Source organism: Bradyrhizobium sp. 18BD (genome assembly GCF_054185225.1).
On record NZ_JAVAYL010000012.1, the window covers coordinates 171,552 to 192,658 of the forward strand.

A 21,107-nucleotide genomic window follows, 5' to 3' on the forward strand; every position below is an offset into this window, starting at 1 on the left:
AGCTTACCAAAGCACAGAGGAAGTCTGCCACTGCAAGAATGATCGGCGGCTTGTGACCCGGCGCGGAAATATCGCGCTTCGGCCGCTTTCAGATGCATTTCGGAAGTATCGCCGGGGTTCCTAAGGTAGATGCCGTCCGCCAAAGCTCCCAAAGCCGGACCATCTAGCTTGGTCGCGATTGGGCACGAAACTGCCGTGGCGTAACACCGGAAATTCGGCGGAAGGCGCGCGTAAAGTGGGCCGGATCGGCGTAGCCCGAGGAGAATGCGATCTCGATGATCTTGGAATCCGTGTCACGCAAAAGCCTGCCGGCATTTTCGAATCGGATCGTATCGATCAGATTCGAGTACGTAAGACCGGCGTACGCGAGCTTGCGCTGCAAGCTCCTCGTGCTGGCGCCCGCCATCTCCGCGATTTCAGCAAGGGCTGGAAGTCCTTGATCCAGGTAGGCCGGCAACATCAACTTGAGCGTTGCGATGATATCATGATCCGACGGACCAACCTCGCCATCTTGCAACGAAACCACGTTTTCCTTTGCACGATTGGGAAGGCTGAGGAGCGAGATCGGCACATCGATCCATGAAGAATCCTGGCCAGACAGGAAGCGCGTGCTTGGCCAGAATGATTGACAGGCAAGGCTCGGCGTATAGCGCGCTTCAAAGGCGATCGTTGCCGGAGCCCAATCCGGCCCGGCGAATTGCCGGACGATGTATATGGGGAAGATATTCTGAAGCCATTGCGAATGCTCGAGATGCAACAGTCCTTTTGTCCCGGTGAGTCTGCTGCAAAATCTCACATGATCGTCGTAGCGCTCGATCCAGTTGCTCAAGTTTGAGTCCTCGATCGAGGCCCATTTGCAAGCCTGTTGCAACGCAACCAACAGCGTTGGGGAGTGGCCGATCAGGGTCCGGGTTTTCTCGCTCAGGTGACAATATTGCAGACGTTGAGAGGCGTGGTATCCGAAATCCGTGATGCTTTGCGATCTGCTGGCGAGTTCCGCGAAGTCGATTGCTTGGAGTATCGGAACGTAGTGATTGGCCTTTTCTTCCAACGATGGGGGGAGACGAGTTTTTTCCAGGAGCGAACCCGCGGCTGCGCCCATCTCGCTCAGGATATCGGCGAAGGGGATGAGGAATTGGCAACGCGTCAGATGAATTGTTGCCATTGGCGCGCCCCTCACTCGTAACTGGATGCTGGGTTGGAATTGCGCTGGGATCCCGGAGCGAACGCTTGCGTCGAGCAGCAAAGCCGCTCCTGCGCGCCGGGTTGCCGGCTTCTTTGGCGCCTAATGGCCAGACGGCCAACAACTTGCTGCATAGGCTTACATGAAATCAAGGTTGCCGAAAGAAGTTCGGCTTCTCGTGCTGCAGTCCCATGAACCTGTCGCCAGCTTCGCAGCATTACACGCGCGCGACAACTGTCGTGCGAGGGCCGCTAGGTGACGAAAGGCAATGTCTGACAAGCCCCGGTTTACCCGGGGTAGACGGCCAGAAGGAGGCCCGGAAGCAAAGGTTTTCTTGAGAGGGAGCATAGGCTTCGTGCCTCATACCAGATGAGAGCTGTCCGTTTGCCGTCGTCTGAAGTTGTCCGCGCGGCCATTGTCGCGTCGCTGCGACACGGTGACGCAACTCTAGATGGTACCGCTCGAATATGCAAGATCAGCACGCGGACGTTGCAGCGTCATCTTGGCCGCATGGGCACCAGCCACAGTGCGATGCTCGCAGAGGTTCGTCTCAATATCGCGTGCCGACTCCTCGTGGGCTCGAGCAAGCCCCTGTCCGATATCGCAAAATTCCTCGGCTATGCCAATGCAAGCAGCTTCAGCCGCATTTTCGTGCGTTTGATGAACGTTCAGCCGGTCATTTATAGGCAGCAGCAACTTGCCGGCAAGCGAGAACGGGCAGGCCATCGCAGACGCGCTCGCGCGATTGACGGCTGAGCCAATCAGCGACGATTGGCGCGAAATGGCAAGACGCTCGATCTGAATTGGCGCGAAATGCGTAGCGAAGCGACCGTCGGGCCGGGACGAAAACAAAGCCGTCCCATTTCAAGGGAAGAAATAATCATGACACTTCGTGCTTCCTTATTTGCATTTTGCGCGGGCGCGTTATTGGCCTGCCCCCAGGACGTTCATGCTCAAACGGCCCTCGAATATAAGCCGCACGTTCCGCTGGAGAAATCTATCGGCCAGGCAAAGCCGGAAGTGGTGCCGTCTCTGTTCGTCCTCAATTCGCGCGGTGTGAGCTTGAAGGACGGCAAGCTTGTGCTGGCGGGAGTTTCGCCGAATGCGATCGTGTTCGCGGATCGACCGGTTCGCGCGGCCGGTCACGATCTCACAGCTCGCATCGTCGAGGATTGGGGCAACGGAACTGACAATTTCGCGAAGGATCCACCGAACGCGACCGTTTCCGGATTCAGGAAAGACGGATCGTCGGTGGCGGATGCTGTGGTCGTTCTTAAATCGCCGAAACTTGACGGTGACAAGCTCACCTTCGATGTCGACGTGCTGGAGGGCGATCTCGCGGGCACTGATGGACCGGCCGCGGTCTTCATTGACATCATCGGGCGGCCATTCACACCGCTGTCCTTTGCCGGTGTCGCCCGCCGAACGGCTTGGCGCGGTGCGTTCTATCGCGGTGCCGCCTATGCGGGAGCCGCGGCCGCTGTTGGAGCCGCAGCCTATCCGTACTACGCTCCCCGATGCGGATACTACCCCTATCCGCCTTGCTACTGAGCGCAGGCGCAAGGTCGGCGCGTTCGCCCCGTATGGTCGGGGCAGTCTTTCCGAAAATTGTTTGAAGTCGTTTCAATGCAAGGGAGAGAACAGTGAATATCACTCGTCGCAATCTCACGTTTGGTGGAATGGGTCTGCTCACAGGAGCAGCGATGGGGCCATCGGCGCTCGCCCAGGACGGCTCCTTCCTGGGCATCGGTCAAGGCCTGGAGGATTTCTGGCTGGCGAGCGACGCCTACATCTTCGGCTATCCGCTGGTGACGATGGAGATGACGCGCCGGGTCATCACCAATGTTGCCGAACCCGTCGGCACGCGCGGGCCGATGGGTCAGATCATCAAGCTGCGTCAATATCCGGACGCTTCATTCAGGGATGTCACCGCGCCCAACGCGGACACCCTCTACACAACCTCCTTCTTCGACGTCGGGAAAGAACCGTGGGTCCTCAGCATCCCGGACATGAAGGGGCGCTATTACCTGATGCCAATGCTGGACGGCTGGACGACAGTGTTTCAAGTCCCCGGAAAGCGCACCACCGGCACCGGGGCGCAGACCTACGCGATCACCGGACCCGGATGGAAGGGCACACTGCCGGCCGGCGTGAAGGAATACAAATCGCCGACCAGTATCGTGTGGCTGCTCGGCCGCATTTATTGCACCGGCACTCCGGAGGACTATGCAGCCGTTCACAAGCTGCAGGATGAGTGCAAGCTCGTACCGCTCAGTGCATACGGCAAGCCGTACACGCCACCTCCGGGAAAGGTCGATCCGTCGATCGACATGAAGACCGCCGTCCGCGAACAGGTCAATCGCATGGACGCGGTGTCGTATTTCAAGCTGCTGTGCGAGCTTATGAAGACCAATCCGCCATCGGAAGCAGACGCGCCTCAGCTTGCCAAATTCGCCCGCATCGGCATCGTCCCCGGACAGGATTTTGACGAGAGCAAGCTCAAGGCGGACTTCCTGAAGCGTCTGCCGGAGGTGTCGTTCGACAGGATCATGCTCCAGTTCAAGGTCAACAAGGCCGTCAAGGACGAGAACGGCTTTGCCTTCACAACGAAGACCGGCATCTACGGCACCGATTATCTGATGCGAGCCCTGGTAACGGCGATCGGGCTCGGCGCTAACCGTCCGCAAGACGCAGTCTACCCGACTTCGCTCAAGGACGCGGATGACCGCAAATACAACGGTGCCAACAAGTACGTCATGCGGTTTCCCAAAGGCCACCTGCCGCCGGCGGAGGGATTTTGGTCGCTGACGATGTACGATAGCGCGTACTTCTTCGTGAAGAATCCGATTGACCGCTACTCGATCAGCGCGCGGGAGGATTTGAAGGAAAACCGGGACGGCTCGACCGATCTCTACATCCAGAAGGACTCGCCGGGCAAAGACAAGGAATCGAACTGGCTTCCCGCGCCTGAGGGAGATTTCATCCTGATGCTGCGCATGTACTGGCCGCAGGAAACAGACCCGTCGATCATCAACGGCACATGGACGGTTCCCGCCGCGAAGAAGGTCGGGACTTGAGTGATCGAGCGGATGCCGACCCATCGGGGTCGGCATCCGTCAAATGAGCTCGCGCCGCAGAAGGGATGATGCCGCGGCAGAACGGATTGTTGCGCGATACGCTTGGAAGTAGAGGGGGCAGAGATGGGCACGAGAAAGGGCCACGCCGACAGGCGAGGTCAAACAAGGCGAGGCATCCATTTCACGTTCAGAAATCCGGTCATGGCCGCGGCAATGCTGACAACAATGTCAGTCTGGTCAGCAACCGTCCGTGCCGACGAGGCCGGAGTTTCATATTGGCTTCCCGGCCGCTTCAGCAGCCTCGCAGCGACCCCTCAGGTCGCCGGGTGGTCGATGGCGGAAGTCTACTATCACACCAGCGTAAGTGCCTTCGGCAGTGCGGCGGCCTCGAGGGAAATCCAGGTCGGGAGAATTCCCGCCGCTGTGAACGTCGATCTGAACTTGCGCCTCAATGCGCAGGCCGATCTCGTTCTCCTCAATCCCACCTACACCTTCGCAACGCCGGTACTGGGCGGGCAACTCGCCATCGGCGTGATCGGACTATTCGGACGCTCGAGCGCGAACCTCGACGGGACACTGACGTCGGCTGTCGGCCCGTTCGCGACAACGCGCACGGGCAGTTTCGGCGACTCGATCACGGCGTTCGGCGACTTGTATCCGCAGGCGACGCTCAAGTGGAACGCAGGCGTGCACAATTTCATGACCTACGTGACAGGCGATATTCCCGTCGGGGCATACAGCCCGACGCGTCTGGCAAATCTCGGCATCGGTCATGCCGCGATCGACGGCGGCGGTGGTTACACCTACTTCAACCCGCAAACGGGGCATGAGTTTTCGGCCGTGGCGGGCTTCACCTACAACTTCAAGAATCAAGATACGCAGTACCAGAACGGCATCGACTTCCACATCGACTGGGGCGCCTCGCAATTTCTATCCAAGCAGGTTTTCGTCGGCCTTGTGGGATATGCCTATCAGCAGATCACGGATGACTTTGGCCAGCACCCTGCGCTGGGAGGCTTTCGCTCGCGGGTGCTCGGCGCCGGGCCGCAAATCGGCTATCTGTTTCCGGTGGGTGACATGCAGGGCTATTTGAACTTGAAAGGCTACGGCGAGTTCGCCGCCGAGAATCGTCCGGCCGGTTGGAATACCTGGCTGACCTTCTCGATCTCGCCGATGGCGCCCACGACTACGGTGACGTCAACCCGGCGAATGATGACGAAATAGCGATGCAAGCCCATGTTGACGGACACCCCATCGGTTAGTCAGCTTTCTCACGTCATTTCCCAAGCGGCGGCACCCGCGTTTCTTCTCGGCTCCCTCGCCGCATTCATCGCCGTGCTGATAGCCCGCCTGAACAGGATCATCGACCGATCAATCTACCTGAACCAAATTCCCGATGAGGACCAGGTGAGATGCCGGCTCAAGGCGGACCTGCCGCGTCTTGTTCGACGGGCCACCATGATCAATCGTGCCATCTTCTGGTCCATCATGGCGAGTATCGCGATATGTATTCTGATCGTGGTGGGCTTTGTGAGCGCATTCTTTCATATCCAGCACGAGCGCGGCGTTGCCATTCTCTTCATTGTTGCCATTACGGCCTTCGTGGTGTCCCTGGTGGATTTCGCGCGAGAGGTTCGGATCGCTCTCAGCACGTTTGATCACTACGGCTAGTTTCGGCTCACGCCTTCACAGCGGCACCATCAGCGAGCGCGGCCGGGTGCACTGGAGCTGCCTGATCCGCCAGACCTGCGTGATGATCTCGCCGTAGCCCGGAAACGCATCCTCGGTGATGTCTGCGACCGACTGGATGTCGTAGAGCGTTCCGTACGCGTCGAACACGACGGCTTTGATGCTCATTGGCTGTCTTTCCCGGCCGTTGTGGTCACAAGAACTCCGCTCGGGGAGTACGCATAATCGTCGGCTTACCAGAGCACGGTGGAAGTCCGCCACTGCAAGAATGATCGGCGGCGTGTGACCCGAAGCCGACGTCTGACACCTCCAGCTATTGAGCTTCAACATAGCGTATAATGCTCTGGTTCTGAACGCTTGCGACCAATTCATCCGCGCGGGACAAAAGCCGACGAAGCAAGGGTGACTGATTTGCCCGATTGTATCCCAGTGCCAGATCGACCGTTGGTGTGCCGCCCTCGAGCGCTCTAGCGACGACGTTGGGTGCCAGCATGTTCTGCGCATAGAGGGGGACGAGGCTAATTCCACCCGTGGATGCCACGAGCGACATGGCCGATGATATGTTTTCGCCTTCGTACTTCGCCTTGAGAGTAATACCGACCCGAGATGCATAGTTCTGTATGATCTCTTGCAAGACCGGAGAAGTTCTTGCGGAGCTGACATAGATCTCGCGGGCGAGATCTTGGGGACGAATCTTCTTGCGTGATGCCAGACGATGTTCGGCCGGCAGCACGGCGATCAAGGGCTCCTTCGCCAGCATCTTGAACACGACGCCCTCGTTGTCTTTCTCGGGACGAAGGAAGGCGATGTCCAACTTTCCCCGCATCAATGCGAGCGCGAGTTCAGGCGAAGACTGCGTGCTGAGCGTGACTTCGACATCGGGTGCTTCCTCGCGGAGGATGCGCAGAAGCTGCGGGAGCCACATGACCTCCAACCCGACGAGAAACCCCATCGAGAGGACGGGCCTTTGCGGTTGCGCCGTCTGCCGGGCCCCCTCTGTTGCCGCCTCAACCTGCAGCAGCGCCAGCCGCGCGTGATCAAGAAACACTCTTCCGGCAGCGGTCAGCACCACGCCGCGCGCCTGGCGATCCAATAACTGAACGCCAACCTCGGATTCCAGGTCGCGGATCTGCCGGCTCAGCGACGGCTGCGAGGTGTTCAGTCGCCGCTGGGCGGCGTTCAGCACGCTGCCTTCTTCAGCAACGGCAACGAAATAGCGCAGATGCCGGAGTTCCATGCGCCCTCGTATATCTTCCAAGCATAGCTCGAAGCGTACAAGGTCTTAGTCATCGGCCAAAGAGGGATTTAGCGTCACGCGGTCTGCAACCAAAAATGGACAAGAAAAAATGTCGACGCGGAAGCCCAGTATCGTCTTCTGCCATGGCCTTTGGGCCGATGGCTCCTGCTTACGCCGCGCCAGCGATGACTCTCATCCGCGGCTAATCTAAAGGAACTGAACAATGCCCACGATCACTACGACAGACGGCGTAAACATCTTCTACAAGGACTGGGGCTCAGGCCAGCCGATCGTTTTCAGCCACGGCTGGCCGCTGACAGCGGACGACTGGGACGCCCAGATGACCTTCTTCCTTCGCCACGGCTACCGGGTGATCGCCCACGACCGGCGCGGCCACGGCCGGTCCGACCAGCCCAGCACCGGCAACGATATGGACCACTGGGTTGCCGACCTCGCGGCTCTGACTGAACACCTCAACCTGCGCGACGCGATCCACATCGGCCACTCCACAGGTGGCGGTGAGGTGGCTCGCTATGTCGCTCGCCACCAGGAGCGCGTCGCGAAGGCGGCGCTGGTCGCTTCACTGACGCCGAACATGTACCGGAGCGAGGACAACCCGTCCGGTCAACCGCCGGAGTGGTTCGAAGCGATCCGGGCAGGCGTGCTGGGCAACCGGTCGGAGTTCTACCGTTTCGTCCCTGAGAATCCGTTCTACGGCTACAACCAAGATGGGGCCAAGCCTTCGGAGGCAATCATTGCGAACTGGTGGCGCCAAGGTATGGCCGGCGGTGCCCTCGCTCACTACGCGACTGTCGACTCTTGGCTCGAAGATTATGCCGAAGACCTCAAGAAGATCACCGTGCCGGTGCTGGTGATGCATGGCGAGGCTGATCAAGTCGTCCCGTTCGCAAGTTCCGTGCCGCGTGCGGTCGACCTGCTCAAGAACGGGTCGCTGAAGACTTATCCCGGCTATCCCCATGGCATGCTCACCACGCATGCGGATGTCCTCAACCCCGACCTGCTGTCGTTCATCAGGTCTTGACGACATCTCTCATCCACTACCGCCTATGGTAGACACTTAGGGGTGTATATTGAGGAGGGTTTGAGCTTCTTGTTCGTTCCTTCGTCACTACGGCGAAACCCGAATCCTCGGCAGCGTTGCTCGGCCTTGAGGTCCACTCCGTCGTCGGCCTCGCGCCCCGTTCGCGGAAGTTATTCAACGACCGCTACTGGCCCACAGGCCGCGTTGCGCCAATGCGCCGCTATCAGGAGCGGAGCAGACCCCGGATGAAGTGCAGCGCAAGCTAGCCAGTCGGCTGACGTCCTCGCCGCGTCCAGGTCTCCCGCTCGGCGAAGACTTGGGCGACCTCCGCCATGTGCTCCGTGCCCCACGCGCACAGCGGCACCAGCGCCTCGGCAAGGCTGCGGCCTAAAGTGGTGAGGCTGTAGTCCACCCGTGGCGGCACCTCCTTGTAGTCGGTCCGCTTCACGAGGCCGTCGGCCTCCAATTCCTTCAGTTGCTGGATCAGCATCTTGTCGCTGACGTCGCGTATGGCGCGCCGGAGCTCGCCGTAGCGGGTCGGGCCGTCCTGGGCGAGGAAGTAGAGGATCAGCGGCTTCCACTTGCCGGAGATGACCCGCAAGGTTGCGTCGAGGCCGCAGGTGAAGCCGGGCAAAGTCGGCGTGCAGCGCTGAACCGATAGTGGTGTCTGCGCCGGCGGAGAGATCGGGTCCGAATCATCGAGCGACATTTTTCGGGCACTTACCAAAAGGTGCATACTTGTAGATAGGTGGGTAGGCCGCCAGCTCAGTGCAACCCTAGTGAAGGAGCACATCATGGGCAGACTACAAGGCAAGACGGCGGTGGTGACGGGTGGCGGAACCGGCATCGGACTTGGCGCAGCGAAACGGTTCGTCGATGAAGGCGCGTTCGTCTATCTGTTCGGGCGGCGCCAGGAGCCGCTCGATGCCGCCGTGGCACAGCTCGGATCTTCGGCGCGCGCCATCAGGGGCTCGGTGACGGATCTGTCCGATCTCGACAGGCTGTATGCGGCGGTGAAGGCCGAACGCGGCGGGCTCGACATTCTGTTCGCCAATGCGGGCACCGGGTTGTTTGCGCCGCTCGGCGAGATCACGGTCGAGCACTACGATCACATCTTCGACGTCAACGTGAAGGGGCTGGTGTTCACGGTGCAAAAGGCCCTGCCGCTGATGACGAAGGGGTCGTCGATCATCCTGACCGGTTCGAGCACGGGGGTGATGGGGACGCCGCAGTTCAGCATCTACAGCGCAACCAAGGCCGCTATCCGCAATCTGGCGCGGAGCTGGGCGCTGGACCTGCGCGGCACCGGCATCCGCGTCAATGTGCTGTCACCGGGGCCGACCAAAACCGAGCTGGCGCTGGAGATCGTCGGCGAGGAAGCGTTCGACGCGCTCGGAAGCTCGACGCCTGCCGGGCGCGTGGGCGATCCCTCGGAGACAGGAGCCGTGGCGGCGTTCCTGGCGTCCTCGGACAGCAGCTACATGACCGGCGGCGAGGTCTTCGTCGATGGAGGCCTGGCCCAAGTCTGAGGTTTTTAGCGTCTGAGCTTTTCAGCAGTTGAGCATGAGGGCTTCGGTCGTACGATCGAAGCCCTCTGCGCTGCGGTTCTCGCTTCTCGGATTTCGCGCACGCTCCTTCAACAAATCGTCATCTCTTCGACCCTCGCGCAGCGGATTGACTCTGCTCCTCGTCCGGCGTTTTATTCGGAGCACGGGGATTTGCGATCTCCCCGCGAGGCGACATGCCCAAGCATCGCGTCCTGGTCACCAAGGACGCCGCATGTCTTCTTACATCTCGATCTCTCAAACAAATTATCTCGTCTTGTTGGTGCTGCCAGCGCGCCGATCGTCGTCGACGTCCGTATCGACGGGGACCGCGTGGCTGATCCGCGCAACCGACAAGACGGCGATGACCAAGAGCCGGCGAGCATGCGGGCCACATTGGGGACGACGATGAAACGGAGAGCGTCATGACCACGAAAACCGACCGCCGAGACTTCGCCAGGGGCGTGGGGGCCGCCGCGGCGTCGGCCGCCATGCTCGCGGGGACGCAAGCCCTCGCGCAAGCCGATCAGCCAACAGGAGCGAAGCCAATGACATATCAGTCCAAGCCGATGCCGTTCGATCCGAAATCCATTGCCGGCATCTCGGAAAAGGTGCTCGTCAGCCATTACGAGAACAATTATGTCGGCGCCGTAAAGCGGCTCAACGCGATCGGAACGCAGCTCGCCGAGCTCGACTTCGCGAAAGCTCCGAATTTCATCATCAACGGCCTGAAGCGCGAGGAGCTCATCGCGTCAAACTCGATGATCCTCCATGAAATCTATTTCGACGGGCTCGGCGGTGCCGGCAGGCCGAGCGCAGCACTAGCCGACGCGATCGCGCACGATTTCGGCAGCATGGAGCGGTGGCGCGCGGAGTTCTCCGCCATGGGCAAGGCCGAAGGCGGCGGCTCCGGCTGGGTGATTCTTTCCTACTCGCCGCGCGACAAGCGGCTCGTCAACCAGTGGGCCGCCGACCACACGACGACGCTGGCCGGCGGACGCCCCGTGCTGGTGCTCGATATGTACGAGCACGCCTATCACATGGACTACGGTGCTGCGGCCGCAAAGTATGTCGACATCTACATGGAAGCGATCAAATGGGACAACGCCGCGGCACTGTACGATCAATATCGGCGGGAAGCCTAGACGTCGTGAAAAGAATGAGTGTGGCGCTGCTGGGAGCGGCGCTGCTTCTATTGTCGGTGGGAGGAAACGCGATGGCGGAAACTGTCAATTTTGACAACGCAGCAACCGGCGCGGCGCCCGAAGGCTGGATTCTCACGATGACGGGGCGTGGCCAGCCCAGATGGACGATCGAGGAGGAGTCGACGGCGCCAAGCAAGCCCAACGTCCTGAAACAGTCCGGTCAGGCGACGTTTCCAGTAGCGCTCAAGAACGGCACCCGCATCCTGGACGGGTTCGTCGAGGTCAAGTTCAAGGCCATCGCAGGCTCCGAGGATCGTGCGGCCGGTATTGTCTGGCGCGCGAGGGATGCCGACAATTACTATGTCGTGCGGGCCAACGCGCTTGAAGACAATGTCGTGCTCTACAAGACGATCAAGGGAGTTCGCAGTGCGCTCGATATCGTCGGCCGGAAGGGCGGCTATGGTGTCAAGGCATCGGTGCCACCAGGTCAATGGCATTCGTTACGTTGCGAGTTCGCGGGAAAGCGGTTCAAGGTAAGCTACGACGGCAAGCCGATGTTCGAGGTCGAGGACCAATCGATCAGGGACGCCGGCATGATCGGCCTGTGGACCAAGGCCGACAGCGTCACCGTATTCGACGACCTGACTTATGGTGCGCTGAACTAGACTGCCCTCGGGCGTCGACCTGCCCGCGTCGGAGAAACCATGCTCGCTCGAAACCTGATGACGACCACCGTCCTGTTGACACTCGCGCATCCGGCGATGGCGGAGGAGCCGCTCACCACCTACAAATCCCTGAGTCCTGAATTGGCGCTTGATCTGGCCCGGGCATCGCTTGGCGATTGCCGCTCCCGCGGGTATCAGGTCACTGTTGCGGTCGTCGATCGCTTTGGGGTTACGCAGGTGATCCTTCGTGACAGGTTTGCAGGTGCTCACACCGTCTCAACGGCTTCGAGCAAAGCGTGGACCGCAGCGACGTTCCGTACCAGCACCACCGAACTCAATGCGGTCAGCCAGCCCGGCATGATGCAGGCCGGCATCCGCAATCTCCCCGGCACGGTCATCATAGGCGGCGGGTTGATCGTCGAGGCGGGCGGCTCGCTGGTCGGAGCCGTCGGCGTGTCCGGGGCGCCTAGCGGAGACGCTGACGAAGCCTGCGCCAGGGCCGGAATCGACGCCATACGCGACAAGCTGGAGTTTTAGGGCCGCCTTGCCCCCGTCAGCGCTGGCAGAGCTGCTATAGCCGATCAAGCAGACTCCGCCAGCTTATGCGCGTCTGCTAGATCCCCAGAATCTTGCGCGCGTTCGCCTTCAAGACCTTCGGCCGGATCTCGTCGCGGATGTCGATCTTGGCAAAGTCCGCCAGCCAGCGGTCCGGCGTGATCACCGGCCAGTCCGAGCCGAACAGCATCTTGTCCTGCAGGATCGAGTTGATGTAGCGCACCAGGATCGGCGGGAAGTATTTTGGCGACCAGCCGGAGAGGTCGATATAGACGTTCGGCTTGTGGGTCGCGACCGACAGCGCTTCTTCCTGCCAGGGGAAGGAGGGGTGGGCGAGGATGATCTTGAGGTCGGGGAAATCGGCCGCGACGTCATCCATGTACATCGGGTTGGAATATTTCAGCCGCATGCCCATGCCGCCGGGCATGCCCGAGCCGACGCCGGTCTGGCCGGTGTGGAACAGCGCGATCGCGCCGCCATTGTTGATCTCTTCGTAGAGCGGATAGGCCATGCGGTCGTTGGCGTAGAAGCCCTGCATGGTCGGATGGAATTTGAAGCCGCGCACGCCGTATTCCTCGATCAGCTTGCGCGCTTCGCGCGCACCGAGCTTGCCCTTGTGCGGGTCGATCGAGACGAAGGGGATGAGGACGTCGAGATGGTCGGAGGCGGCCTCGATCATCTCGTAATTGTTGTAGCGGCGGAAGCCGGTCTCGCGCTCGGCATCGACCGGGAAGATCACCGCGGCGATGTTCTTGGAGCGATAATAGGCCGCGGTCTCCGGCACGGTCGGCGGATGCTTGTTGGGCGACTTGAAGTACTCCGCCATCTGCGCCTGGAAGTCGTCATAGCCATCGTCGGGATGGCAGCCGCAGGGCTCCTCGGCGTGGGTGTGGATGTCGATGGCGACGACCTTGTCGAGATCAGGCAGCTTCAGCTTCGGCATTGGTTTCCTCCCGAGGGTTGCCAAATTGATTATATGATATAACGAATTTGGCAAGGCGTCGTTGGCGGCGAAAGCGCAGCCCGCAAAAGTCCTTGTTGTGCGCGACCTCTGACGGGACAGATCGGGCCGATCCGGCCGCTTCTACTGTGCATGGGGTTGTTTTCGCAAAATTGCCGGTTCGGAACCGGGCAGTTAACATTGACATGACCTCCCGCCATGCCTTAAGAACCGCCCCGTCCCGGGCGGTCGGTCCGCCAGCGGGAAAATCTCATTTTGCCACATTCGCGCGTGCCGAAACGGTAGTGCCGAACACGGCCTTTCGAACGTTCAGGATTCTGCCATGAAGGTCCGTAACTCGTTGAAGTCGCTGCGCGGTCGCCATCGCGCCAACCGCCTGGTCCGCCGCAAGGGTCGGGTCTACGTGATCAACAAGGTGCAGCGCCGCTTCAAGGCTCGCCAGGGCTGATATCAGCAAGGCTGATATTGCCCTCGCGGTCGCCTTCGCGCGCGTCCCGCAAGACCACGGTCTCACACGAGTTTGACGCCGCCTTTGCTTTGCAAGGGCGGCTTTGCGCGTTTAGACTTTCGCCATGGCAGTCAGATTCCCCTTCGCGCGTACTTTGTGTCTGGCCCTCGTGCTGGGAGCAACCGGCCTTGCTCCGGCGCTGGCGCAGAGCGCCCCACCGGCCCCGCCGCCCGGCAAGGAGCAGAAGAAGCTGCCGGAGGCGCCGGCCAAGCTGCCCAAGGTCGATCGCAGCAAGAATCTCGATTTCCTGTTCGGCGCGCTGAAGGCCGCGCCCGATGAGGCCAGCGCCAGGCATGTCGAGGCGCGGATCTGGGCGATCTGGATCCAGACCCCGAGCGACACCGCCTCGCTGCTGATGGCGCGGGCCAAGACCGCGGTCGACGCCAAGAAGATCGAGGTCGCGATCAAGCTGCTGGATGCGGTCATCAAGCTCCGGCCCGACTATATCGAGGCCTGGAACCGGCGCGCCACGCTCTATTACATGCAGAACGATTACGGCCGCTCGCTCGCCGACATCCGCGAGGTGCTGATCCGCGAGCCCCGCCATTTCGGCGCGCTCGCCGGCCTCGGTATGATCATGCAGGAGGTCGGCGACGAGAAGCGCGCGCTCGAGGCCTACCGCAAGGCGCTCGCCGTCAATCCGCACCTGGAGAAGATCCCGGAGCAGGTCAAGGCGCTGACCGAGAAGGTCGAAGGCCGGGATATTTAGCCCAAAACTCGATCCTGTCTTGAGGAACTGCGGCGGCTTCGGATTAACCACGATCGGAAGCGCGGCAACTTGAGGACTATTGCCGGCGCCGCGACAGGCCTACCTGCAGTGCAGGAGCACAGCCATGAAGCGTTTGATCCTCGCAGGTGTATTGCTGCTGGCGTCCGGGACGATGAGTCTTGCGGACGGCTTGTTCTGGGTGGTCGGCAACCGCGCCACCGGCAAATGCAGCATCGTGACCAGCAATCCCGTGATCATCGGCGATATCTGGTTCGGTGACGGCCCCTACAAATCCAAGGCCGACGCCAAGCTTGCCCGCTCGACCATCAGCGCCTGTCCAGCCGTCACGCCCGATGACGAAAAGGACGAGGACAAGACCGACTAGGTCGGCCTAGTGCAGCGCGCTGCCGCCGCGCTCGGCGAGGCCGCGATCGGCGGCCGCGGCGTAAGCCTTGGCGAGTTCCGACTCGAGGTGCTCGTTGATCAGGAGCAGCGCGCGCACGGCGCCGCGCAGGTCACCATTGCAGCTCGCCACGATCTCGTCGATCGCAGTGTCGTTGGATCTGAAGCTCATCGAAATTCTCCGGTTCAAATCAGGACAAATCCTGCCGGTCTTTCCCGCAGCCCATGGGGTTGCGAGCAGGATCGGCGCCCACCCGCACATAAATGGCGAAACCGACCGTGGCGATTATAAGGAAGCCGCGATGACGACTGCATGAAGCTGGTCCGAGGCTGGCGTTCACCGGCGGTCAGCATTGATTTCATTGGGTATTTTAGTTCGGCAATTATGCACATATCCACAGCCCCGGGATTTACGGTGGAAATGCCGGAGCCGGCGGGGCGAAACTGCGGCCTGCCGAATTCGTAGCTGCGATGTGCCCTGGATTGCCCGGACTCTCTCCATGATCGTGATCTCAGTCGTGACCGCGCTGGTGCTGCTGGCGCTGGCCACGCAGGCAGGAATCGTCGCCGTGCAGCGCGCCTATCCGCCGCAGGGGCGAATGATCGCGGTCGAGGGCGCGACGCTCCACGTCGTCGATATCGACCCGCGCGATGCGGGCCTGCCGATCGTGATGCTGCATGGCGCGAGCTCCAATCTCGAAGCGATGCGGCGTCCGCTCGGCGACATGCTCGCCGGAAATCACCGTGTCATCCTGATCGACCGTCCCGGCCATGGCTGGAGCACGCGCGCGCGCCGGCAGGATTCGACGCCGCAGATTCAGGCGCGGATGATTGACGAGGCGCTCGGCAGGCTCGGGATCGATCGCGCGGTGTTCGTCGTGCATTCCTGGAGCGGCGCGCTCGGCGCGCGGATTGCGCTCGATCATCCGTCCCGCGTCGCAGGTCTCGTGATGCTCGCGCCTGTCACGCATCCCTGGCGCGGCGGCGTCGGCCGCTACAACGAGATCATCGCAACGCCCGTGATCGGCCCCTTGCTCGCCTATACGATCACATTGCCGCTCGGCTATTTCCTGACCGAGCCCGGCGCGCGCAACGTCTTCCTGCCGCAGATGATGCCTGATGGCTTCGTGAAGGACTCTGCGACACCGCTGCTGCTGCGGCCGCGCGAGTTCATCGCCAATGCCTATGATCTGGTGACGCTGAAGGAAGCGGTGAGAGCGCAGGTCGCGCGCTATGGCGAGATCAAGGCGCCGGTCACGATCATCGCCGGCGAGCCCGACAAGACGGTGAAGACCGACATCCACGCGCGCCCGTTCGCTGCGACCGTGCCGAATGCAAAGCTGATCGTGCTGCCCGATCTCGGCCACATGGTGCAGAACGCCGTGCCGGATCTGGTGAAGACGGAGATCGAGGCGATGATCGGGAAAATCGTTCCGGCGCAGGCGGCCGCCGACTGAAGCGTTTCGAGCGACGCGGCTACCGGCTCGCGTCGAGAAACCGCGTCAAAACAAAAAGCGAGAGCTTCGGTCCTGATTCAACAGAACCGAAGCTCTATCGGCCGCGGCTAGGCCGCTTACTGCTTGATCTTCCCGTCCTTGTCGAACTGGGAGACGTAGGTCCAGAGATTGTTGATCTCGGTCTCGTTCTTGATACCGGCGAACGCCATCTTGGTGCCGGGGATCTTGGCCTTGGGGTCCTTGATGTATTCCTTGAACGTCGCTTCGTCCCAGGTGATGCCGGAATTCTTGTTCGCGTCCGAGTAATTGTAATCCGGCGCGGTGCCGGACTTGCGGCCGTTGAGGCCGTTGAGCTCGGGGCCGACCTTGTTCTTGGCGCCTTCGCCGATCGCGTGGCAGGCCAGGCATTTGTTGAACGAGGTCTTGCCGGCGGCGGCATCCTGCGCCATTGCCGCCGGAGCGGTGGCAGTCACGGTGAGGATGGTCAGTACGCCAAAAATCAGTTTTGTCATCGGGTGCTCTTCGTCTCTTCCCTGGTGGGTCTAGCCTGGTCAGTTACTTGCCTGGTCGGCGATCTCCGGACCCGCCGGTTTTGGCAGGCCGGCCCGGCTTGGACAAGCCACGAAACCATGACAGGTTTCATCATTTCCTACTTGTCCCAGAGCGAACTCGCGCCAGATCGCCGCTGCGACTTTCGGATGGCCTACCCAAATCGTCGCGGACGTGGTTGATTTGCCGCGACAAATTTGATCGTGGGCGACGAGCCGGAAGGATATGTCATGGCCATCATGATGCCTGCGAGCGACCAGGCGGTGCTGGCGCGCCGCGCGCAGATCATTGCTGCATTGCGCGCAATCGTGCCCGGCGAAGGCGTGATCGACAGCGCCGCCGAGATGAGGGCCTATGAATCGGACGGGCTGACCGCCTACCGGCAGCCGCCGATGGTCGTGGTGCTGCCCGATACGACCGAGCAGGTCTCGCTCGTCCTGAAATATTGTGCCGAGCAGAACATCAAGGTGGTGCCGCGCGGCTCGGGCACTTCGCTGTCAGGCGGCGCGCTGCCGCTGGAAGACGGCGTGCTGCTCGGTCTCGGCAAGTTCAAGCGCATCCGCGAGATCGATTTCGACAACCGCGTCGTCGTCACCGAGCCCGGCGTCACCAATCTCGCGATCAGCCAGGCGGTCGCGCACGCGGGCTTCTACTACGCGCCGGATCCGTCCTCGCAGATCGCCTGCTCGATCGGCGGCAATGTCGCGGAGAATTCCGGCGGCGTGCATTGCCTGAAATACGGCATGACCACCAACAACGTGCTGGGTTGCGAGATCGTCCTGATGAGCGGCGAGATCCTGCGCATCGGCGGCAAGGGGTGCGAGAACGCCGGCTACGACCTGATGGGCGTCATTACCGGCTCCGAAGGCCTGCTCGGCGTCATCACCGAGATCACGGTGCGCATCCTGCAGAAGCCGGAGACGGCGCGCGCGCTGATGGTCGGCTTCGCAGAAGTCGAGGCGGCCGGCGAATGCGTGGCGCGCATCATCGGCGCCGGCATCATTCCCGGCGGCATGGAGATGATGGACAAGCCGGCGATCCACGCCGCGGAAGCCTTCGTCCATGCCGGCTATCCGCTCGACGTCGAGGCGCTGCTGATCATCGAGCTCGACGGTCCCAAGATCGAGGTCGACGAGCTGATCACGCGCGTCGAGACCATCGCGAACGGCTGCGGCTCGACCACCTGTCAGATCTCGACCTCGGAGGCCGAGCGCAATCTGTTCTGGGCGGGACGAAAAGCTGCATTCCCGGCGGTGGGCCGCATCTCGCCCGACTATCTCTGCATGGACGGCACCATCCCGCGCGGCGCGCTGCCGAAGGCCTTGGCGCGCATCCGCGAGCTCTCGGAAAAATACCAGCTCGGCTGCGCCAATGTGTTCCACGCCGGCGACGGCAATCTGCACCCGCTGATCCTCTACGATGCCAACAAGCCCGGCGAGATCGAGCGCGCCGAAGCTTTTGGCGCCGACATCCTGCGCGCCTGTGTCGAGTTCGGCGGCGTGCTCACCGGCGAGCACGGCGTTGGCATCGAGAAGCGCGACCTGATGGGCGACATGTTCACCGAGATCGACCTCAACCAGCAGCAGCGGCTGAAATGCGCCTTCGACTCGCAGGGCCTGCTCAATCCCGGGAAAGTGTTTCCGACCCTGCACCGCTGCGCCGAGCTCGGCCGCATGCATGTCCATGCCGGCAAGCTGGCATTCCCGGACATTCCGCGGTTCTAGCGTCGATCGCCGCATCGTCGCTGCAATGCGCCAGATTTGCTTTCCGTTCTAAACTTGGATACCGGCTCAGTCGTGGATACGCTCAAAGTTAGAGACGCCAAAGACGTCGAAGAGGTGGTGCGCGCGGCGATTGCCAATGAGCAGCCGCTCGAGATCATCGGTCATGGCAGTAAGCGCGGCATCGGCCATGCGATGGCGACCAACGCCGTGCTCGACGTCTCCGCGCTGAATGCCGTCACCTCCTACGAGCCCAACGAGCTGATCATCACGCTTCAGGCCGGCGCGCCGGTGGCCGACGTGCTGTCGCTGATCGACGCCAAGAACCAGCAATTCGCCTTCGAGCCGATGGATACCGCGCCGCTGCTCGGCACTCCCGCGCTTGGCACCATCGGCGGCATGATCGCGGCCGGCCTTGCCGGTCCACGGCGGATCAGGGCGGGCGGGGCCCGCGACCATCTGCTCGGAGCGCACGCCGTCTCCGGTTTCGGCGACAGCTTCAAGACCGGCGGCAAGGTGGTGAAGAACGTCACCGGCTACGACCTCTGCAAGCTGCTGGCGGGGTCTTGGGGCACGCTGTCGGTGATGACGGAGGTGACGCTCAAGGTGATGCCGAAGCCGGAAGCCGAGCGGACGCTGCTGCTGCGCGGGCTGGACGATGCCGCCGCCAACAAGGCGATGACCGCGGCGCTCGGCTCGCCCTATGACGTCTCGGGCGCCGCGCATCTGCCGAAATCGGCGTTCCGCGCCAAGACCGACGGGCTCGGCGCCATCGCCGGCCAGGGCGAGGCGCTGACGGTGCTGCGGCTCGAGGGGATCACGGCGTCCGCCGCGCATCGCGCCGGCTCGCTGCGCGAACTGCTGGCGCCGTTCGGAACCGCAACGCTGATCGAGGACGCCGCCTCGTCCGCGCTGTGGGCGACCATCCGCGACGTGCTGCCGTTCGCGGCCGGCGGCGCCCTTGGCGCCTGGCCGGTGTGGCGGATCGTCTGCCCGCCCGCCTCGGGCGCGGCGCTCGGCACGCAATTGGCGCGCGAGACCGGCGGCGACGTGATCTACGACTGGGGCGGCGGCCTGATCTGGGCGGCACTGCCGCCGAAGAGCGACGCGCATGAGCCCGCGGTGCGGCAGCGGGCCAACGCGGTCGGCGGGCACGCCACGCTGATCCGGGCCGCCGAGGACGTCAGGCGCGGCGTCGACGTGTTCCATCCGCAGGCATCAGGCATAGCCGCCCTGAGCGAGCGTGTCCGCGCCAGCTTCGATCCAAAAACCATTCTCAACCGGGGACGCTTGAGGCGGGGCGCGGCGGCATGAAAACGGAATTCTCACTGGCGCAGCTCGCCGACCCCGACATCGCGCAAGCCGACAAGATCCTGCGCGCCTGCGTCCATTGCGGCTTCTGCACCGCAACCTGCCCGACCTATGTGCTGCTCGGCGACGAGCTCGACAGCCCGCGCGGCCGCATCTACCTGATCAAGGAGATGCTGGAGAAAGACCAGACACCGACGGCGGAGGTGGTCAAGCATGTCGACCGCTGCCTGTCGTGCCTGTCCTGCATGACGACCTGTCCGTCCGGCGTGAACTACATGCACCTCGTCGACCAGGCCCGCGTCAGGATCGAGCAGCGCTATCAGCGGCCGCTGGCCGAACGCCTGCTGCGCCAGGTCCTGGCCTTCGTGCTGCCGGACCCGCAGCGCTTCCGTATCAGCATGTGGCTGGCGCGGCTGGCCCGCCCGCTGGCCGTGTTCCTGCCGACGCCGCGGCCCTCGGCCACGCCCGGCCTGATCCAGCGCCTGAAGGCGATGCTGGCGCTGGCTCCGAGCCGGCTGCCGTCGCCCGGCGCGCTGCCGGGCAGCGTGTTCGCAGCGCTCGGCAAGAAGCGCGGCCGGGTCGCGCTGCTCCAGGGCTGCGCCCAGCAGGTGCTGGCGCCGCGCATCAACCAGGCCGCCATCAGCCTGCTGACCCGCCACGGCATCGAGGTCGTCCTGGTCCGGGACGAGCAGTGCTGCGGCGCGCTGACCCACCATCTCGGCAACGACCAGGATGCCTTGGGACGGGCCCGCGCCAACGTCACGGCCTGGCAGAAAGAAGCCGCAGGCGAGGGGCTCGACGCCATCCTGGTGACGGCGTCCGGCTGCGGCACCGTGATCAAGGACTACGGCTATCTCTTGCGCGAGGATCAAGCCTTTGCGGCTGATGCGGCGAAGGTCTCCGCACTCGCGAAGGACATCACAGAGTACATCGCCGGTCTCGGACTCGAACCGACTACGCGTCACGACGACATCGTCGTCGCCTATCACTCAGCGTGCTCATTGCAGCACGGCCAGAAAATCACGGGCCTTCCGAAAGAATTGCTTTCCAAGAATGGATTCGTGGTGAAAGATGTGCCCGAGAGCCATTTGTGTTGCGGCTCGGCGGGGACCTACAACATTCTCCAGCCCGAGCTTGCGGGCCGGTTGCGCGATCGCAAGGTTGCCAACATCGCAAGCGTCAAGCCGGACATGATTGCCGCGGGCAATATCGGCTGCATGGTGCAGATTGCCAGTGGCACGTCAGTTCCGGTCGTACACACGATTGAGCTTCTCGATTGGGCTACGGGCGGGTCGCGGCCGGCACTCAACACGTCGAGCTGAGCTTTCCTCCCGAGGTGACGGCTGAAGACG

Annotated in this window: 23 protein-coding genes and 1 pseudogene; 17 read left to right on the forward strand and 7 right to left on the reverse strand. The window is 62.2% G+C overall.

The window, feature by feature from the left end; all coding sequences use genetic code 11:
• Positions 1-163: 163 nt before the first annotated feature.
• Positions 164-1,165: a helix-turn-helix domain-containing protein gene (locus RAD16_RS22460; RefSeq protein WP_458160035.1), complete on the reverse strand. Its 1,002-nt coding sequence runs from the start codon at positions 1,163-1,165 to the stop codon at positions 164-166.
• Between the two features lie 528 nt (positions 1,166-1,693).
• On the opposite strand from RAD16_RS22460, the gene RAD16_RS22465 reads away from it, so the two are divergent.
• The 5 genes from RAD16_RS22465 (at position 1,694) to RAD16_RS22485 (ending at position 5,931) form a co-directional block, all read left to right on the forward strand.
• Positions 1,694-1,939 carry a helix-turn-helix domain-containing protein gene (locus RAD16_RS22465; RefSeq protein WP_458160118.1) on the forward strand — a complete coding sequence of 82 codons (246 nt, stop codon included), beginning with the start codon at positions 1,694-1,696 and terminating at the stop codon, positions 1,937-1,939.
• 126 nt (positions 1,940-2,065) lie between these two features.
• The gene (locus RAD16_RS22470; protein WP_458160036.1) at positions 2,066-2,734 is read left to right on the forward strand and encodes a hypothetical protein; all 669 of its coding nucleotides are present in this window, start codon (positions 2,066-2,068) and stop codon (positions 2,732-2,734) included.
• Between the two features lie 92 nt (positions 2,735-2,826).
• The gene (locus tag RAD16_RS22475) at positions 2,827-4,260 is read left to right on the forward strand and encodes a DUF1254 domain-containing protein (RefSeq protein WP_458160037.1); all 1,434 of its coding nucleotides are present in this window, start codon (positions 2,827-2,829) and stop codon (positions 4,258-4,260) included.
• Between the two features lie 201 nt (positions 4,261-4,461).
• Positions 4,462-5,484 carry a SphA family protein gene (locus tag RAD16_RS22480; protein WP_458160038.1) on the forward strand — a complete coding sequence of 341 codons (1,023 nt, stop codon included), beginning with the start codon at positions 4,462-4,464 and terminating at the stop codon, positions 5,482-5,484.
• 12 nt (positions 5,485-5,496) lie between these two features.
• On the forward strand, positions 5,497-5,931 hold the full coding sequence (locus tag RAD16_RS22485; protein ID WP_458160039.1) for a DUF2721 domain-containing protein: 435 nt from the start codon (positions 5,497-5,499) through the stop codon (positions 5,929-5,931).
• A 27-nt stretch (positions 5,932-5,958) separates the two neighbouring features.
• On the opposite strand, the pseudogene RAD16_RS22490 reads toward RAD16_RS22485, so the two are convergent.
• Positions 5,959-6,117 (reverse strand): annotated as a pseudogene (locus RAD16_RS22490) (haloacid dehalogenase type II); the annotation flags it as partial.
• A gap of 145 nt (positions 6,118-6,262) precedes the next feature.
• On the reverse strand, positions 6,263-7,186 hold the full coding sequence (locus RAD16_RS22495; RefSeq protein ID WP_458160040.1) for a LysR substrate-binding domain-containing protein: 924 nt from the start codon (positions 7,184-7,186) through the stop codon (positions 6,263-6,265).
• Positions 7,187-7,409: 223 nt separating this feature from the next.
• On the opposite strand from RAD16_RS22495, the gene RAD16_RS22500 reads away from it, so the two are divergent.
• Positions 7,410-8,228: an alpha/beta fold hydrolase gene (locus tag RAD16_RS22500; RefSeq protein ID WP_458160041.1), complete on the forward strand. Its 819-nt coding sequence runs from the start codon at positions 7,410-7,412 to the stop codon at positions 8,226-8,228.
• 262 nt (positions 8,229-8,490) lie between these two features.
• On the opposite strand, the gene RAD16_RS22505 is transcribed toward RAD16_RS22500, so the two are convergent.
• Positions 8,491-8,862 (reverse strand): winged helix-turn-helix transcriptional regulator, encoded by a 372-nt coding sequence (locus tag RAD16_RS22505; RefSeq protein WP_458160119.1) that lies wholly within the window; start codon positions 8,860-8,862, stop codon positions 8,491-8,493.
• 160 nt (positions 8,863-9,022) lie between these two features.
• On the opposite strand from RAD16_RS22505, the gene RAD16_RS22510 reads away from it, so the two are divergent.
• The 4 genes from RAD16_RS22510 to RAD16_RS22525 all read left to right on the forward strand — a co-directional run bounded on the left by RAD16_RS22510 (position 9,023) and on the right by RAD16_RS22525 (position 12,119).
• Entirely contained in the window at positions 9,023-9,757 is a 735-nt protein-coding gene (locus RAD16_RS22510; protein ID WP_458160042.1) for an SDR family NAD(P)-dependent oxidoreductase, read from the forward strand.
• 563 nt (positions 9,758-10,320) lie between these two features.
• Positions 10,321-10,917, forward strand: coding sequence for a superoxide dismutase (locus RAD16_RS22515; protein ID WP_458160043.1), 597 nt, complete (start codon positions 10,321-10,323; stop codon positions 10,915-10,917).
• Between the two features lie 71 nt (positions 10,918-10,988).
• Complete coding sequence (locus tag RAD16_RS22520) at positions 10,989-11,582, forward strand: family 16 glycoside hydrolase (protein WP_458160044.1); 594 nt, start codon at positions 10,989-10,991, stop codon at positions 11,580-11,582.
• 39 nt (positions 11,583-11,621) lie between these two features.
• Positions 11,622-12,119 (forward strand): GlcG/HbpS family heme-binding protein, encoded by a 498-nt coding sequence (locus RAD16_RS22525; protein WP_458160045.1) that lies wholly within the window; start codon positions 11,622-11,624, stop codon positions 12,117-12,119.
• Positions 12,120-12,195: 76 nt separating this feature from the next.
• Here RAD16_RS22525 and RAD16_RS22530 read toward each other — a convergent pair whose 3' ends face one another.
• On the reverse strand, positions 12,196-13,080 hold the full coding sequence (locus RAD16_RS22530) for an amidohydrolase family protein (protein ID WP_458160046.1): 885 nt from the start codon (positions 13,078-13,080) through the stop codon (positions 12,196-12,198).
• A gap of 340 nt (positions 13,081-13,420) precedes the next feature.
• Between RAD16_RS22530 and ykgO the strand changes: the two genes are divergently transcribed.
• From ykgO to RAD16_RS22545, 3 genes are all read left to right on the forward strand, one after another.
• A complete protein-coding gene (gene ykgO, locus RAD16_RS22535; protein WP_006611362.1) occupies positions 13,421-13,546 on the forward strand; it encodes a type B 50S ribosomal protein L36 in 126 nt (41 codons plus the stop codon).
• A 124-nt stretch (positions 13,547-13,670) separates the two neighbouring features.
• Positions 13,671-14,315, forward strand: a complete 645-nt coding sequence (locus RAD16_RS22540; protein ID WP_458160047.1) for a tetratricopeptide repeat protein — start codon at positions 13,671-13,673, stop codon at positions 14,313-14,315.
• A 124-nt stretch (positions 14,316-14,439) separates the two neighbouring features.
• On the forward strand, positions 14,440-14,700 hold the full coding sequence (locus RAD16_RS22545) for a hypothetical protein (RefSeq protein ID WP_458160048.1): 261 nt from the start codon (positions 14,440-14,442) through the stop codon (positions 14,698-14,700).
• 6 nt (positions 14,701-14,706) lie between these two features.
• Here RAD16_RS22545 and RAD16_RS22550 read toward each other — a convergent pair whose 3' ends face one another.
• A complete protein-coding gene (locus tag RAD16_RS22550) occupies positions 14,707-14,889 on the reverse strand; it encodes a hypothetical protein (protein ID WP_326897546.1) in 183 nt (60 codons plus the stop codon).
• 328 nt (positions 14,890-15,217) lie between these two features.
• On the opposite strand from RAD16_RS22550, the gene RAD16_RS22555 reads away from it, so the two are divergent.
• The gene (locus RAD16_RS22555; RefSeq protein WP_458160049.1) at positions 15,218-16,174 is read left to right on the forward strand and encodes an alpha/beta fold hydrolase; all 957 of its coding nucleotides are present in this window, start codon (positions 15,218-15,220) and stop codon (positions 16,172-16,174) included.
• Positions 16,175-16,290: 116 nt separating this feature from the next.
• Here RAD16_RS22555 and cycA read toward each other — a convergent pair whose 3' ends face one another.
• The gene (cycA, locus tag RAD16_RS22560) at positions 16,291-16,686 is read right to left on the reverse strand and encodes a cytochrome c-550 CycA (RefSeq protein ID WP_326897548.1); all 396 of its coding nucleotides are present in this window, start codon (positions 16,684-16,686) and stop codon (positions 16,291-16,293) included.
• Between the two features lie 267 nt (positions 16,687-16,953).
• Here cycA and RAD16_RS22565 point away from each other — a divergent pair, with 267 nt between their 5' ends.
• The 3 genes from RAD16_RS22565 (at position 16,954) to glcF (ending at position 21,077) form a co-directional block, all read left to right on the forward strand.
• Complete coding sequence (locus RAD16_RS22565) at positions 16,954-18,447, forward strand: FAD-linked oxidase C-terminal domain-containing protein (RefSeq protein ID WP_458160050.1); 1,494 nt, start codon at positions 16,954-16,956, stop codon at positions 18,445-18,447.
• A 72-nt stretch (positions 18,448-18,519) separates the two neighbouring features.
• Positions 18,520-19,758 carry an FAD-binding protein gene (locus RAD16_RS22570; protein WP_458160051.1) on the forward strand — a complete coding sequence of 413 codons (1,239 nt, stop codon included), beginning with the start codon at positions 18,520-18,522 and terminating at the stop codon, positions 19,756-19,758.
• A complete protein-coding gene (gene glcF / locus RAD16_RS22575; RefSeq protein ID WP_458160052.1) occupies positions 19,755-21,077 on the forward strand; it encodes a glycolate oxidase subunit GlcF in 1,323 nt (440 codons plus the stop codon). The genes RAD16_RS22570 and glcF overlap by 4 nt, the downstream gene beginning before the upstream one ends.
• Positions 21,078-21,107: the final 30 nt, after the last annotated feature.